Annotated in this window: 13 protein-coding genes and 1 tRNA gene; 8 read left to right on the top strand and 6 right to left on the bottom strand. The window is 72.2% G+C overall.

The window, feature by feature from the left end; all coding sequences use genetic code 11:
• Positions 1 to 73: 73 nt before the first annotated feature.
• Complete coding sequence (locus tag ACLHRZ_RS24005; protein WP_490420556.1) at positions 74 to 1,714, top strand: alpha/beta hydrolase; 1,641 nt, start codon at positions 74 to 76, stop codon at positions 1,712 to 1,714.
• A gap of 111 nt (positions 1,715 to 1,825) precedes the next feature.
• Positions 1,826 to 1,899, top strand: a tRNA-Thr gene (locus ACLHRZ_RS24000).
• 62 nt (positions 1,900 to 1,961) lie between these two features.
• Here ACLHRZ_RS24000 and ACLHRZ_RS23995 read toward each other — a convergent pair.
• From ACLHRZ_RS23995 to ACLHRZ_RS23980, 4 genes are all read right to left on the bottom strand, one after another.
• Positions 1,962 to 2,825, bottom strand: coding sequence for a hypothetical protein (locus ACLHRZ_RS23995; protein WP_490420555.1), 864 nt, complete (start codon positions 2,823 to 2,825; stop codon positions 1,962 to 1,964).
• Between the two features lies 1 nt (position 2,826).
• Positions 2,827 to 3,093: a MoaD/ThiS family protein gene (locus ACLHRZ_RS23990; RefSeq protein ID WP_490420554.1), complete on the bottom strand. Its 267-nt coding sequence runs from the start codon at positions 3,091 to 3,093 to the stop codon at positions 2,827 to 2,829.
• Positions 3,090 to 4,250 carry an acyl-CoA dehydrogenase family protein gene (locus ACLHRZ_RS23985; protein ID WP_490420553.1) on the bottom strand — a complete coding sequence of 387 codons (1,161 nt, stop codon included), beginning with the start codon at positions 4,248 to 4,250 and terminating at the stop codon, positions 3,090 to 3,092. The genes ACLHRZ_RS23990 and ACLHRZ_RS23985 overlap by 4 nt, the downstream gene beginning before the upstream one ends.
• Positions 4,251 to 4,443: 193 nt before the next feature.
• Positions 4,444 to 5,076: a chorismate mutase gene (locus tag ACLHRZ_RS23980; RefSeq protein WP_490420552.1), complete on the bottom strand. Its 633-nt coding sequence runs from the start codon at positions 5,074 to 5,076 to the stop codon at positions 4,444 to 4,446.
• A gap of 262 nt (positions 5,077 to 5,338) precedes the next feature.
• Between ACLHRZ_RS23980 and ACLHRZ_RS23975 the strand changes: the two genes are divergently transcribed.
• The 3 genes from ACLHRZ_RS23975 to ACLHRZ_RS23965 all read left to right on the top strand — a co-directional run bounded on the left by ACLHRZ_RS23975 (position 5,339) and on the right by ACLHRZ_RS23965 (position 8,774).
• The gene (locus ACLHRZ_RS23975; RefSeq protein WP_490420551.1) at positions 5,339 to 6,592 is read left to right on the top strand and encodes an FAD-dependent oxidoreductase; all 1,254 of its coding nucleotides are present in this window, start codon (positions 5,339 to 5,341) and stop codon (positions 6,590 to 6,592) included.
• A gap of 263 nt (positions 6,593 to 6,855) precedes the next feature.
• The gene (locus ACLHRZ_RS23970; protein ID WP_490420550.1) at positions 6,856 to 8,082 is read left to right on the top strand and encodes a sensor histidine kinase; all 1,227 of its coding nucleotides are present in this window, start codon (positions 6,856 to 6,858) and stop codon (positions 8,080 to 8,082) included.
• The gene (locus ACLHRZ_RS23965) at positions 8,079 to 8,774 is read left to right on the top strand and encodes a response regulator (protein ID WP_490420549.1); all 696 of its coding nucleotides are present in this window, start codon (positions 8,079 to 8,081) and stop codon (positions 8,772 to 8,774) included. Before ACLHRZ_RS23970 ends, ACLHRZ_RS23965 begins: the two co-directional genes overlap by 4 nt.
• Positions 8,775 to 8,807: 33 nt before the next feature.
• Here the strand turns inward: ACLHRZ_RS23965 and ACLHRZ_RS23960 are convergent, their stop codons facing one another.
• Complete coding sequence (locus ACLHRZ_RS23960) at positions 8,808 to 9,473, bottom strand: response regulator (protein WP_490420548.1); 666 nt, start codon at positions 9,471 to 9,473, stop codon at positions 8,808 to 8,810.
• Positions 9,474 to 9,578: 105 nt separating this feature from the next.
• The gene (locus ACLHRZ_RS23955; protein WP_490420547.1) at positions 9,579 to 10,730 is read right to left on the bottom strand and encodes a sensor histidine kinase; all 1,152 of its coding nucleotides are present in this window, start codon (positions 10,728 to 10,730) and stop codon (positions 9,579 to 9,581) included.
• Positions 10,731 to 10,963: 233 nt separating this feature from the next.
• On the opposite strand from ACLHRZ_RS23955, the gene ACLHRZ_RS23950 reads away from it, so the two are divergent.
• From ACLHRZ_RS23950 to ACLHRZ_RS23940, 3 genes are all read left to right on the top strand, one after another.
• Entirely contained in the window at positions 10,964 to 12,130 is a 1,167-nt protein-coding gene (locus ACLHRZ_RS23950) for an esterase/lipase family protein (protein WP_490420546.1), read from the top strand.
• Between the two features lie 257 nt (positions 12,131 to 12,387).
• Positions 12,388 to 12,825 carry an ATP-binding protein gene (locus tag ACLHRZ_RS23945; RefSeq protein ID WP_490420545.1) on the top strand — a complete coding sequence of 146 codons (438 nt, stop codon included), beginning with the start codon at positions 12,388 to 12,390 and terminating at the stop codon, positions 12,823 to 12,825.
• Between the two features lie 38 nt (positions 12,826 to 12,863).
• Positions 12,864 to 13,178, top strand: a complete 315-nt coding sequence (locus tag ACLHRZ_RS23940) for a WhiB family transcriptional regulator (protein WP_490420544.1) — start codon at positions 12,864 to 12,866, stop codon at positions 13,176 to 13,178.
• Positions 13,179 to 13,202 lie beyond the last annotated feature (24 nt).

The following is a 13,202-nucleotide window of genomic DNA, read 5'->3' as shown; positions in this document are numbered from 1 at the left end:
GTAGTTCTACGCATGTCCGCATGTCCTACGTATGTCTTATGCCCACCTGTCTCCACACAGAGGGACCAGCCGAATGGACACCAGCCGTCTCCTCCGCACCTCCGGCACCGTGCTCGCGGCCGCGGCCCTGCTCCTCTCCGGCGTCGCGGCCCAGGCGACGGTGAGACCGCAGGGCGAGGGCGACGGCCGTTCCGCGGGCCTGCCGCCGGACCCGGCCGCCGGCGGGCAGCGCCCCGTCCTCTCGGACGTACCCGCGGCCGCACCCCTGCTGGCACCGCTGCCCGCCCGGGTGCCCGCGGCCCTGCGGCGCTTCTACGAGCAGAAGCCCACCTGGCACGGCTGCACCGGCGCCAAGGGCGCGGGCTTCGAGTGCGCCACCCTCAAGGCCCCGCTGGACTACGGCAGGCCGCGCTCCGGCGGCGAGGTCCGCCTCGCGGTGGCCCGCAAGCGGGCCACCGGCCCCGGCGGGCGCCTCGGCTCGCTGATGGTCAACCCCGGGGGCCCCGGCGGCTCGGCCGTCGGCTTCCTCCAGCAGTACGCGGGCAGCGGCTACCCCGCCGCCGTCCGCGCCCGGTACGACATCGTCGCCATGGACCCGCGCGGCGTGGCCGGCAGCGAGCCGATCTCCTGCCTGACCGACGCGGAGATGGACGCCTACGCCCAGGTCGACCAGACCCCGGACAGCGACACCGAGGTCCGGCAACTGGTCGCGTCCTACAAGAAGTTCGCCCACGGCTGCGCGAGCCGCTCGGCCCGGCTCCTGTCGCACGTCTCGACCGTCGACGCCGCCCGCGACATGGACATCTTCCGCGCCGCCCTCGGCGACGAGAAGGTGCACTACGTCGGCGCCTCCTACGGCACCTTCCTCGGCGCGACGTACGCCGGGCTCTACCCGTCCCGCGTCGGCCGGCTCGTGCTCGACGGCGCCCTCGACCCCTCCCTCAACGCGGAGCAGGTCAACCGCGACCAGACGACCGGCTTCCAGACCGCCTTCGCCTCCTTCGCGAAGGACTGCGCCGCCCACGAGGAGTGCCCGCTGGGCTCCGACAACGTCACCGACGCGGGCAACACCCTCAAACGCTTCTTCCGTGACCTCGATCACCACCCCCTCGCCACCGGCACCTCCCGGCAGCTCACCGAGAGCCTCGCCACCACGGGCGTGATCGCCGCCATGTACGACGAGGCCGCCTGGCCGGTGCTGCGCAAGGCCCTGCGGGACGCCCAGACCGGGGACGGGGCCCTGCTGCTCAAGCTCTCGGACATCTACTACGAGCGCGACCAGCACGGCCACTACGCCAACCTCATGGCGGCGAACTCGGCCGTGAACTGCCTCGACCTGCCCCCGGCCTACCGCGGCCCCTCGGCAGTCCGCCGCGCCCTCCCGGAGTTCGAGAAGGCCTCCCCGGCCTTCGGCGAGAGCTTCGCCTGGGGCTCCCTGAGCTGCGCCTACTGGCCCGTCCACGCCACCGGCACCCCCCACCGCATCCCGGCCCGCGGCGCCGCTCCCATCCTGGTCGTCGGCACCACCCGCGACCCGGCCACCCCCTACCCCTGGGCCCGCTCCCTGGCGTCCCAGCTGTCCTCGGGCCGCCTGCTGACCTACGACGGCGACGGCCACACCGCCTACACCCGCGGCAGCACGTGCATCGACACCGCGGTGAACGAGTACCTCCTCACCACCACCCCGCCGCCCGCCTCCCGGCGCTGCTCCTGACCAGCCGCCTGACCAGCCGGAACCCCCTCAGAAGCACCGTGTACGGAGCACCCCCGGAGACTGTGTAGACTTGGGCGCGTTGCTGATGACGGCCTCTGGCTGACACAGCGTGCCGCCTTAGCTCAGTTGGCCAGAGCAACGCACTCGTAATGCGTAGGTCTCGGGTTCGAATCCCGAAGGCGGCTCCGGGACGGCCCGGCTCAGACTTGTCTGAGCCGGGCTTTTCGGTTTGCCGGCGTGATGGTCGTCACGCCGCGTCGAGCAGTTCCCACACCCGCAGACTCGCCGCCGTCGGCCGGTGCGGGCCCGCGTGGCCGATGTCGTGGCGGAAGACGGTCCGGCCGCCCCGGGGGGTGTGGTGGGCGCGGGTGACGGTGCGGCAGGTGTCGAAGACGAACATGGGGCGCTGGAAGAACGCGACGACGCTGCGGAGCGGTGCGCGGACGGCGGGGAGCGCGGTGCCGGCGGGCAGGGCGGGGCCGGGGGTGGTGAAGAGGCGTTCGCGGGCGGTCGTCGCGAGTTCGGTCATCTCGATGAACGACCACTGGTCGGCCACTTCGCACTGGCTGCGGGAGAGGGCGGTCTCCCACTCCCGCGGGGCGAGGAGCTCCGCGCCCAGGCCGAACGGCTGCCGGGTGCGTGCCTGTTCCCGGAACGCGTCCGGCGGCAGGCGCTCGGCCTCGGTGAACTCCGCGAGGAGGCCCGGGGGGAGGGCACCCGGCTCGGCGGAGAGGGCCTCGGGCTCGGCGACGGAGAGCACGCGCAGGACGAGGCGGGCCCGGGCGGCGGTGCGGCCCCCGGCCTCGTAGGCCATGCTCAGCACGAGCCACTCGCCCGAGCCGGTGGTGGCCGTCCGGGCCCGGACGTCGAGCCAGGGGGTGTCCGCGAAACGCAGGTCGGGGGTGGTGTAGTCGAGGCGGACGGTGCGGACGACGACCGCGGTGCGGTGCTTGTGCACGAGGTGCGGGAACGGTGTCAGGTGTTCGGCGAGCCAGCGGGCGAAGCCGTTGACGGCCAGGTCGAGGAGGGTGCGCGGCCGCAGTTGGAACGGGCTGAAACGGGTGGGGTACAGGGGTTCGCGGAAGGCGGTCTCGCGGGCGGCGGCGGTCACGTCAGCCTCCCGCGATGGCGGTCAGGAACTCCACCTGGTCGGCCTCCGCCAGCGGCATGCCGAGATCGGGACCGGCGACCCGTTCGCCGTTGAGGAAGAGCTGGTGGCTGCGGCGGATCTGCCCGTTCGCGTCGCGCAGGACCTGCCGTAACTGCGGGTGCCGGCCTTCGAGTTGCTCCAGGGCCGCGCCGAGGGTGCCGGCCTCGACCCGCACGGTGCGTTCGTAGTTCACCAGGCGCAGCATGATGCCGCTGAATCGGACGATCACGTGGGGTTCTTGCCTTTCTCTGCTGCAGATGCGGCTGTATATGTGGCTGCGCATATGCCGAGGTTGATCTCCAGGAGGTCCTGGGTGCCCGCACCCGCGTGCAGCCCGTGGACCTCGCGGAGGAACATGCCGTAGCGGGGGTCGCCGAAGTAGGCGTGCCCGCCCAGGACCCGGAACGCCTCGTTCAGGGCGGCCAGGGCCTGTTCGGTGACGTGGTGCTTGGCGGCGGAGACCACCGGGTCGAAGACGGGGTCGCCGGCTCCCGCGTCGAGCCGGGACAGGGCCCGGTGCACGATCGCGCGGGAAGCCTCGACGGCGATGTACATCCGGCCGACGGCCGCCTGCACATTGGGCAGGTCCATGAGCGTCTGCCCGTAGCGGACGCTCTCCCGGAGCCTGGCCACTGTGCTCTCCAGCAGCCTCCGTATCTGGCCGGTCGTGAACGACGCGATGACGACGCGGCGGGCGTTCAGGTACTGCTGCGCGTGGCTCAGCCCGTCGGCCGGGGCGAGGACGCGGGTGGCCGGGATCCGCACGTCCTTGAACGTCACCGACGCCGCGCCCGCCGTCCGGAAGCCGGCGGCGTGGGCCGGCTCCACCTCGATGCCGTCGTCGTCCGCCGCCACCAGGCACGCCGCCAAGTCGCCCCGCTCGGTGGCGGCATAGGTGAGGAAGACGTCCGCGAGCAGTCCGCCGGTGATGAAGGACTTCCTGCCGGAGAGCCGGAAGTCCGGCCCGGATGCGGTGAGTTCCGTGCGCATGGAGAGCAGGTCGGTGCCCTCCGAGAAGGCCAGTGCGGGCAGGCACTCGCCGCGGCTGATCGGAACCGCGTAGGCGTCGACGAGGTACTCGCTTCCCGTTGCGCACAGCAGATGTGCGATGCCCGTGTGGATGCTGACCACGGTCGGGAACGCCGGGTCGGCGCACAGGTACCCGATCTCCTCCAGCGCCCGCCCCCAGGTCACGGCGTCGGCGCCCTCGCCGGACACGGCGGAGGGCAACGAGAAGGCCTGCAGCCCCAGGGCACCGGCGGCGGCGAAGGCCCGCCTGGGGACGGGGATGCCGTCGGCGTACCGCTCGACCGCCCCGTCCCCGATCTCCGCCAGGAGATCCCCCCACCGCGACCGGACCAGTCCGGCGACCTTGTCGTCGCTCATCCGCATGGCGGACTCATCTCCCCGTGCACACACGCCTGTTGACGCGAACCGCTGGCCTACGGCTCTCAGTGTGTATTCGCGGTCACCCGTGTGCACAGGGCGAACGGGCGGGCGCCCGAGGTGCCGGTGGTAAGCCTGTTCCGCCCGTGCGCCCAGGGGGAGTTCAGGGGGCGCACAGAGATGCGTGGGCGCTTCATGCGTTCCCGGGGCCGGGCGGGGGTACGGTGCACAGTCCTGCAAGGGCGCGCCGCAGCCCCTGGGCGTGAAGGGGGTTGAGATGTTCCTCTTCGGTCACGGTGCCGGCTGCACGATCGCGGACGGCACGGCACTGAGGAGCGGGAAGGACGGGTGCGGCCTCGCCGATGGCCGTCAGCAGCTCGCCGTTGATGCGGTTGATCCGGTCACGGATTTCGCTCAGGTCCGGTGCGGTGGTGGGGGCGTCCTCGGGGTTGTCCCGCCACTGGTCGTGAAGTGCGTACTGGACCAGCTTGTTCGCTTCCATCTGGTCCTTGAAGACCCGCTGCACCGTGGGGCGGTCGATGCCCAGTTCCTGGGCCTTGGCATCCATGTCCCGCAGGACCTGCTCTTCTCTCGCAGGGTCGTTGATGGGTGCTCCGGAAATCCACTTGGATGCGGCGACCAGGTCGGCGGTCATGACACGCTCGGCGGCCAGCCGCGCGAGCTGCAGGACGGCTGCTTCGGCGTGCCGGTCCGCATGCCTGCCGGTGGACGTGGAGACCTGCGTGCTCGGGGACGTGACGGCAGCGTTGGCGGGGGACGCGGCGATGACGGACGCGACCGCGAGGGCGGCTGTCCCTGCGGCCATGGTGAGCCGTCGGCGAGTACTGCGGCTGTGTTCGTTCGGGGAAGACAATCTTGACCCTCTTCTCTCGCGTCTCACATCTCACGTCTCGGTTCTGAGTCTTCCCCACCGCGCAGGAGAGGGAGCAGTCGGCAAAGGAGAGCTCGATGGGAGCCGAAGGCGGACAGTCGGGTGATGCGGGCCGGAAAAATCTGGCCGAACGGCTGGTGCGATCCGGTCCTTTTGCCCGATGAGCCGATGGCTGGATTCTGCTTAGGCTGGCCGAATGCTGAGTCCCGACGAGGAATTCGACGTCGTGGTGGTGGGCGGCGGTTCGGCGGGCGTCGCCGCCGCCGTGGGCGCGGCGCGCGCCGGCTGCCGCACCCGGCTGATCGAGAAGTACGCGTTCCTGGGCGGCACCGCCACGGTCTCCTCGGTATCGATCTACTGCGGCTTCTTCGACCAGAAGCGCCGCCTCGTCGTCGGCGGGGTCGGCGGGAGCGTCCTGCGCCGGCTGCGGCAGCGCGGGGTGTACCAGGAGGGCTCGTTCTCCTGGAGCGGCAACCGGTTCATCCTGCTGGACGTGGAGACCACGAAGGCCGTTCTGGACGAGGAGACGGCCGCCGCCGGCGTGGACGTCCGCCTGCACAGCGCCCTTGTCGGAGCCCGGCGGGAGTGCGGGCGCCTGCGCGAGATCGAGGTCGGCGGCCCCGGCGGGCGGCACCGCATCCGGGCACGGGCCTTCGTCGACGCCAGCGGCGACGGAGTGCTGTGCGCCCTGTCCGGCGCGGGCGTGCGGGTGGCTCCGCTCGCCGACCGGCAGACCAGCACCCTCGTCTCCCGCTACGGCGGGGTGGCCCCCGGCGCGGACCTCTCCCGCGAAGGCGTACGGGCCGCCGTCACCGCCCACAACCGGTGCTCGTCCCGGCCCCTGCTGCGCGAACAGGGTGTCCTGGCCCGCCTCCCGGTCACCGGCGAGGTCATCGCCCTCCTGGCCGACGAGCACGTCGACACCCTCGATGCGGCCGCGCTCACCGCCGCCGAGGTCAACGCCCGCCGCCAGGCCGCGGACTACCTCGCCGCCTTCCGCGCGCACCTGCCCGGCTGGCAGCACGCCCATCTCCTGGTCACCGGCCCCCAGTTGGGCATCCGCGAGTCGCGTCGGCTGCGCGCCCGCGAGGATGTGCGCGGCAGCGACGTCCTCACCGCCCGCAAGCGGCCCGGCGAGTCCGTGGCCCGCTGCGGCTGGCCCGTTGAGGACCACGCGGGCCCCGGCGTCACCCGGTACGTCCCCATCGAGGGCAAGGGCTGGTACGACATCCCCTACGGTGCGATCTGCTCGGCGGACACGGACAATCTGTGGGCCGCCGGCCGGCTCACCGGCTCCGACGACGACGCCTTCGCGTCCCTGCGGGTCATGGGCACGGCCTTCGCCACCGGCCATGCCGCGGGGGTGGCCGCCGCCCTCCACGCGCAGGGCACGGAGCATGACGTTCGTGCGGTGCGCGTGGAGCTGCTTCGCCAGGGAGCCATGGTGTGAAGGCGGCGCAGCGGCACGCCCTGATGTGCTGCTGCGGGCGCATCGTGGCTGGTCGTGCCCACGCGGCGGAGCCGCACACGGATCAGCCCCGCGCGCCCTTCGGGTCGCGATCACGCAGTGCACTTCGACTGGACGGCCCCTGACTTTCGTCGTGGCAAGAGGACGACGTTCAGCAGTGCTCCGCGGCGCGGCGGGGTGGTTGGCTGGAGAGCGGAAACGGGGGGAGCGACCACCGGACCCCGGTTCAGAGAAGCGTATTCCCCATGTTCGCAGACCACTTCATCTTCATCCGCCCGCGCCGGCCCCTTCCCCTGCCCGGCGCGGAGGGCAGGCGCCTGCTGTGCGACGTCGGCATCGCGCTGCTCGTCGCGATCGCGGCCTGTGTGCAGCTGCGCGCGGCGGCGGTGAGCGGCACCGGTCTGGTGCGCAGCTACCCGCTCGCCGCGGCGGTCGCCGTCGGCGCCTCCGCGACCCTGGTGCTGCGCCGCCGGCTTCCCGGGCTCTGCCTGCTCGCCGGGCTGGCCGCGAGCTTCGCCTCCGACGAGCGCACCCCGCTGATCGCCGCCGCGTACGCCGTCGCCTGCTACGGCGGGCGGTGGCGTCATCTGCTCGTCGCCGTGATCGCCTTCGACTACGTGACCACCCGGCACCTCATCGGCATGGCCGGTGCCGATCACCGGCAGCTCTCCTACGCCGTCGGCGTCGAGATCGTCCTTCCCGCGGTGCTCGGCGGGCTCGTCCGCCACCAGCGGCAGCTGCGCGAGCTGCTGTGTGAGCAGCTGGTGCGGGCCGAGGACGCCGTGCGGAGCGCGACCCGCTTCGCGCTGCTGGAGGAGCGCACCCGGCTGGCCTTCGACATCCACGATCACGTGGGCCACGAAGCCACTTTCCTGGTGCTGCGGGCCGGGACGCTGGAGCGGATGCCGGGCCTGCCGCCGGAGGCCCGCGAGGCCGCGGCCGCCGTGAAGGGTTCGGCACAGCGGGTGCTGGGCGAGCTGCGGCAGATCACGGATGCGCGGCGGGACACCGACGGGCGGAGCATCGCCCTGACCGGGCCGACGAGTTGTGCCGAGTTCCTCGCCGGTCTCGTCCGCAACATGGCGGCGGTCGGCATGGCCGCCGAGTACCGGCAGCACGGCGCCGTCCGTCCGCTGCCGCCCGCCACCGAGCAGTTGCTGTACCGCCTGTGCCGGGAGGCGTTCACGAATGCGGCCAAGCACGCGCCGGGCGCGCCGGTCCGGGCGGATCTGACCTTCTCCGCCGGTCTGGTCTCCCTGGAGGTGCGCAACGGTCCGTCCGCCGGCGCTGATCCGCTGTGCAACTCCGGGCGGATGGGGCTGGCCGGGCTGCTGGAGCGGGTCGAGCAGGCCGGTGGGCTCCTGAGCGTCGGGCCGCTGCCGGACGGCGGCTTCCGGCTGCTGGCGGAGCTCCCGGCCCCCGACCCGTCGCCGGTCACGGGCGGGGATGCGGGAGCGAGGCGGGAACCATGACCGTCCGTGTGGTGATCGTCGACGGCCGGGCCGTCGTCCGCAGGGGGCTGGCGATGCTGATCTGCTCCTCCGACGGGTTCGAGGTCGTCGGCGAGGCGGGCGACGGCGCCGAGGCTCTGGCACAGGTGGCGGAGCACCGCCCCGACGTGGTGCTGATGGATCTCGACGTGCCGCGGACCGACGGCGTCGAGGCCACCCGCCGGCTGAACCGGCTGCCCCGTCCGCCCGGCGTCGTGCTGCTCGGCGTCTCCGGCGCCGACGACCGGGTGCCGGCGGCGCTGCGCGCAGGGGCCTGCGGATTCCTGCTGAAGGACCTGAGTCCCGACGAGTTGTCCGCGGCGCTGCAGACGGTCGCCGTGGGCGGCCGGGTGCTCTCTCCCGCGGTGCTTGCGAGCCTGGTGCGCAGGGCGGCCGAGCGCACGCCGATCCGGATCAACGGGGCCGGCGAGAAGTTGGCGCTGCTGAGCGAGAGCGAGCGGCGGGTCCTCGCGCTGGTGGGCGAGGGCATGACGAACGCGCAGATCGCCTGCACGCTGCAGCTGTCGGGGCCCAGCGTGAAGACGTGCGTCTCGCGCATCCTCGCCAAGCTCGGGCTCGGCAGCCGCACCCAGGCGGCGATCATCGCCTACGAGGCGGGGATCGCCGGCCCGGGAGCCCTGCGGGTCCTGCGCCGCCGGAGCCGGGGAGCCTGAGCCGCCCGCAGGGGATGCCGCGGAGCGGCGCGTTCAGCGTTCGAGCCCGGCGCGGTAGGCCAGCCGCGCGGCCTGGACCCGGTTCTCGGCTCCCAGCTTCATCAGCAGGCGGCTCACCTGTCCTTTCACCGTGCCTTCGGTGATGTGGAGCAGCCTGCCGATGTCGGCGTTCGACAGGCCGCGTCCCACCAGGCACAGGACCTCCAGTTCCCGCTCGGTCAGCGAGGCCAGCGCCTTCTCCTCCCGGGGATCCAGCCGGGGCGCCTGGTGGGCGAGGGTGTCCAGGACCCTGCCGGTGACGGCCGGGTCCAGCGTCGCTCTGCCCGCGGCGACGTCGCGGACCGCCCGGATCAGGTCCTCGGGCTGGGTGTCCTTGAGGAGGAAGCCGCTGGCGCCTGCGCGCACGGCCTCGTCCACGTACTCGTCCTCGCCGAAGGTGGTGAGGATGACCACGCGCGGCGGATGCGGCAGCGCCCGCAGTTCGCGCGTGGCCTTGAGCCCGTCCATTCCCGGCATGCGGATGTCGACCAGCGCGACGTCGGGCGAGAAGCGGCGGGCGGCCTCCACGGCGCTGTGCCCGTCCCAGGCCTGGGCCACCACGTGCAGGTGCCCGCTGGTCTCGAGCACGTCGCTCAGCCCGCGGCGCACGATCTCGCTGTCGTCGGCCACCAGGATCTGGATCACCCTCGCGGTGTTCATTGCCGAGTCTCCGTCTGTCGTCGCACGGCCGGTCCCGCCCTGCGGAGCTGCGTCCCACGGCCTACGCTACGGCTCGCCCGGCGCTCGATCGAACGCACGGGGGTTTCACGCGTGTGGCGGGATGTGGGCCTCGACCTTGAAGCCGTTGCCGTGGGGGCCGGCGGTGAAGGTGCCGCCGAGCAGGGCGGTGCGTTCCTCCAGGCCGATGAGGCCGTTGCCGCCGCTGGGGGGCGTGTCGGGGGTGGCCGCCCGGGTGGGCGGGCCGTTGACGACCGTCACGTGGACGCCGTCGAGGCGGCAGCCGACGGTGAGGGCGACCGCGGCTCCGGGGGCGTGTTTGGCAGCGTTGGTGAGGGATTCCTGGGCGATGCGGTAGATCGCGCGCTGGACGGGGGCGGGCAGGGTCTCCGGGTGCCCGTTCACCTCGAGCCGGGCGTCCAGGCCGCGGGAGGCGGCGCGCTCGACGAGCCGGCCCAGCTGCGAGGCGTCGGGGGCGGGGGCGCGGGGGGCGCGCCGGCCGTCTCGTTCCGGGGTGAGGATGCCGAGGATGTCGCGCAGCTCCTCCAGCGCGTGGTGGCCCTCGTCGCGCACCTCCTCGGCGGCGCGGGCGACCTCGGGCGACGAGCGGGCGGCCGGTCCGACCTTGAGGGCACCGGCCGAGAGCACGATGTTGCTGATCCGGTGGGCCACGATGTCGTGCATCTCGCGGGCGATGCGGGCGCGCTCGTCCACCTGCGCGCGCTCCACCAGCAGGTGCTGCTCGCGTTCGAGTCCTTCGGCCTTCGCCTGGGCCGCTGCCGCGAGGTCGCGCCGGACGGCGACGGTCTGACCCAGGACCAGCATCCCGAGGACCAGGGACAGGACGTACAGGGTCTCCCGCAGGCTGCTGGGCGGCCGGCCGGTGAGCATGCCCAGAAAGGCCGTGGCGCTCGCCGCCAGGGCGTACAGGACCAGGGTGCGTACCCGGCGGTAGGCGGTGCCGACGGTGTACATCGCCACGGCCAGCGGCGTGGGGGTGAAGGCGATCACGAAGCCGGCCATGATCGCCACGGCCACCGGGCCCGGCCGGCGCCGCCGCCACCAGAGCAGGGTGCCGACCGCCGCCGACACCGTCGCGATGACGGACACGGGAGCGTGGCCGAGCAGGCCGTTGCTGCCCTTGACCCAGCTGTTCAGCACGCTCACGGTCACGACGGCGCCGACCAGGACCGCATCGGCCGTCCGCGGTGACCAGCGGGGATGTCTTTCGTGCGGCACCAGACCACCGTAAGACGAGCACGCGGCGTTCGGCCGGGCATGCGGTCCCGGCCCGGCGCGGCCGCGCCGGAAGAAGGGATGGTGTGATGTATCCATCGGCATCTCAAGACGTCGGAATCCAGCGGGGTTTGTCCACTCCCGGCACCGGGGGACGAGGCGTCGCCCTGCCTACGGTCCTGGTGCGGGGGCCTGCGCCCCCGTGGACCGTCTGCACTTCCGCGAATCGAGATGCCATGTCCACCTCGCACGCCGCATCCACGTTCCCCCGGCACAGGGCCCGCCTGCGCCGGGCCGCCGCAGTGACCGTGACCGGCCTCGCCGCCGCGGCGATGACCCTGCTGCCGGCCGGCCCGGCCACAGCGGACCAGAAGCCGGCCGTCGACCGTGCGAAGGAACTGGCACTGCCCAATGTCAGCCGCGACATCAACGACTGGTCGTGCGTTCCGTCCGGCGGACGGAATCCGGTGGTGCTGGTGCACGGCACGTTCGGTTTCAAGAGCGGGCAGTTGGCGGAGGACCGCTGGAGCGCAATGGCGCGCGGGCTCAAGAGTGACGGGTATTGCGTCTATGCCCTCGAGTACGGCAAGAACTTCTTCGGCACCCCTGCGACCGGCGACATCACGAAGTCGGCGGGGCAGCTCAACACGTTCGTCAACGGGGTGAAGGCCGCGAGCGGTTCCGGCAAGGTCGACCTGGTCGGCTTCAGCCAGGGCGGGCTCGTCTCCCGCTACTACCTCAAGAACCTCAACGGGGCCGCTTCGGTCGACAGGATGGTCGGCCTCGTGGTCCCCAACCGGGGCACGGAGGTCACCCGGGCGTGGTGGGGTTCATGGATCTACGACGCCGTCGACCAGATGCTCCCGAAGTCGGGCTTCCTGCGGAAGCTCAACGCCGGGGGCGATCTGATGCCGGGCGTCTCCTACACCATGCTCGCCACCCCCGACGACGACACTGTGCAGCCCTACACCAGTGCCTATCTGAACGGTCCGAGGGAGCAGCTCACCGTCGCGGACGTGCCGGGCATCCCCGGCAGCAAGGGGGACCCGCACGAGGAGTTCCCCTTCAACCCGGCAGCCATCGCCTGGGCGCGCGAGGCCCTGCGCTCGAACGGGCCTGCAGACCCGTCATTCGATCCGGACAGCGACAGCAAAAGCAACAGCGGTAGCGAGTCAACGGTCGGCGAAAGCAGGCCCGTTGAGCATGTGAGCGATCGGAACGATCAGTCCGCCGCACCTGACGCGCCCGTCGATGAGAAGCAGCCGTCCGCCAGTGAACAGATCCCCGAGATCGAAACCCCGCTCACCGGTCCGTACGTCTCCGCCGGGGCGGTGGCGGTGCTTCTCATGGGCGGGACCTTCGCATGCGTGCGCAACCGTCGGTGCCCGAACAGAGAACGCTGAACACCCTGCCCTTGGACGCGAAGAACCGATCCCGTGATGCCGGGGCCGCAGCCGCGCTGTGAGTGGCTCCATGCCCCCTCGGTCACTCACGGTGACCGAGGGGGCATGTCTTTTGCCCGCCGTCGCGACACTTTCGTCATGTCCGACGGTTGGCCAAGGACAGGCCGTTCCCCCTGTTCAGCGCGGTCACGCTGGAAAGCACGGAGGTCGGCACACCGGTCTCCCGCCCTTACCGCCGGAACCCCGGGAGCCCCCTCATGTGTGCCGTCGACTTCACCAGCACCCGTGCCACCGTCGTCCTGCTGCGCAACGAGCGCGCCGCGGCGCAGGCCCGGCGCGTTCTGTCAGCCGTCTGTACCGGGGAAGCAGTGTCCGAGGACGCTGCGGCGCTGCTGCTCTCCGAGGTGGTCTCCAACGCCGTGCGTCATGCGAAGGGTTCCACGATCAAGGTGGTCGTCTCCCGTGACGACGTCTGCGGCTCGGTCACCGGGGCGGTGTTCGACTCCACGGTCGGGATGGGAGAGGGGCGGCGCCGTGGCGACGGTCCGCCGGACGAGCTGGAGACGGGCCGTGGCCTGGACATTCTGGACGCGCTGGCCGACGCGTGGGGCGTGACCAGGGTCGGTGAGAGCGGCAAGTGGGTCTGGTTCCGTATCGCCGACCGCGGCCCGGTCCGGACGGCAGCCGCCGCCTGACCCGCGCCCCAGGCATTGATCAAGGAGGTCACTTCGACATGAACCGTGCTTCGTCCGTGAGCAACGTGCTCGCGCTGCTGACCCCCGTCCCGTTCCCCGAGATCGACGCCCGCCGGCTGCCCTGTACGCGCGCGCCCGAACTGTGGCACTCGACCAGGTACGAGGACAAGGAACGCGCCCGTGAACTGTGCGGACACTGCCCGGCCCTCGTGCAGTGCCGCCAAGCCGGCCGTCAGGGCCGTGAGTTCGGCATGTGGGGCGGCGAGGATGAAAGAGACCGCAACCGTCTGGGCCGGGCTCCGCTCGGCTGGCGTCCCGGCAAGTACGACTACGTCGGGGGAGACCGTACGTGACGGCGCGGGACAGGCCCTGGCCCA

The sequence above is a fragment of the Streptomyces sp. AM25 genome, from assembly GCF_058146165.1.
Note: the sequence above shows the minus strand (reverse complement) of the source record. Positions and strands in the feature narration are given on the sequence as shown.

What these genes read in the sequence shown, in the direction of transcription:
- ACLHRZ_RS24005 (WP_490420556.1), top strand. Translation starts at nt 74, where the DNA reads ATGGACACCAGCCGTCTCCTCCGCACCTCCGGCACCGTGCTCGCGGCC.
- ACLHRZ_RS23985 (WP_490420553.1), bottom strand. Translation starts at nt 4,250, where the DNA reads ATGAGCGACGACAAGGTCGCCGGACTGGTCCGGTCGCGGTGGGGGGAT.
- ACLHRZ_RS23980 (WP_490420552.1), bottom strand. Translation starts at nt 5,076, where the DNA reads ATGGCCGCAGGGACAGCCGCCCTCGCGGTCGCGTCCGTCATCGCCGCG.
- ACLHRZ_RS23975 (WP_490420551.1), top strand. Translation starts at nt 5,339, where the DNA reads ATGCTGAGTCCCGACGAGGAATTCGACGTCGTGGTGGTGGGCGGCGGT.
- ACLHRZ_RS23970 (WP_490420550.1), top strand. Translation starts at nt 6,856, where the DNA reads ATGTTCGCAGACCACTTCATCTTCATCCGCCCGCGCCGGCCCCTTCCC.
- ACLHRZ_RS23965 (WP_490420549.1), top strand. Translation starts at nt 8,079, where the DNA reads ATGACCGTCCGTGTGGTGATCGTCGACGGCCGGGCCGTCGTCCGCAGG.
- ACLHRZ_RS23960 (WP_490420548.1), bottom strand. Translation starts at nt 9,473, where the DNA reads ATGAACACCGCGAGGGTGATCCAGATCCTGGTGGCCGACGACAGCGAG.
- ACLHRZ_RS23950 (WP_490420546.1), top strand. Translation starts at nt 10,964, where the DNA reads ATGTCCACCTCGCACGCCGCATCCACGTTCCCCCGGCACAGGGCCCGC.
- ACLHRZ_RS23945 (WP_490420545.1), top strand. Translation starts at nt 12,388, where the DNA reads ATGTGTGCCGTCGACTTCACCAGCACCCGTGCCACCGTCGTCCTGCTG.
- ACLHRZ_RS23940 (WP_490420544.1), top strand. Translation starts at nt 12,864, where the DNA reads ATGAACCGTGCTTCGTCCGTGAGCAACGTGCTCGCGCTGCTGACCCCC.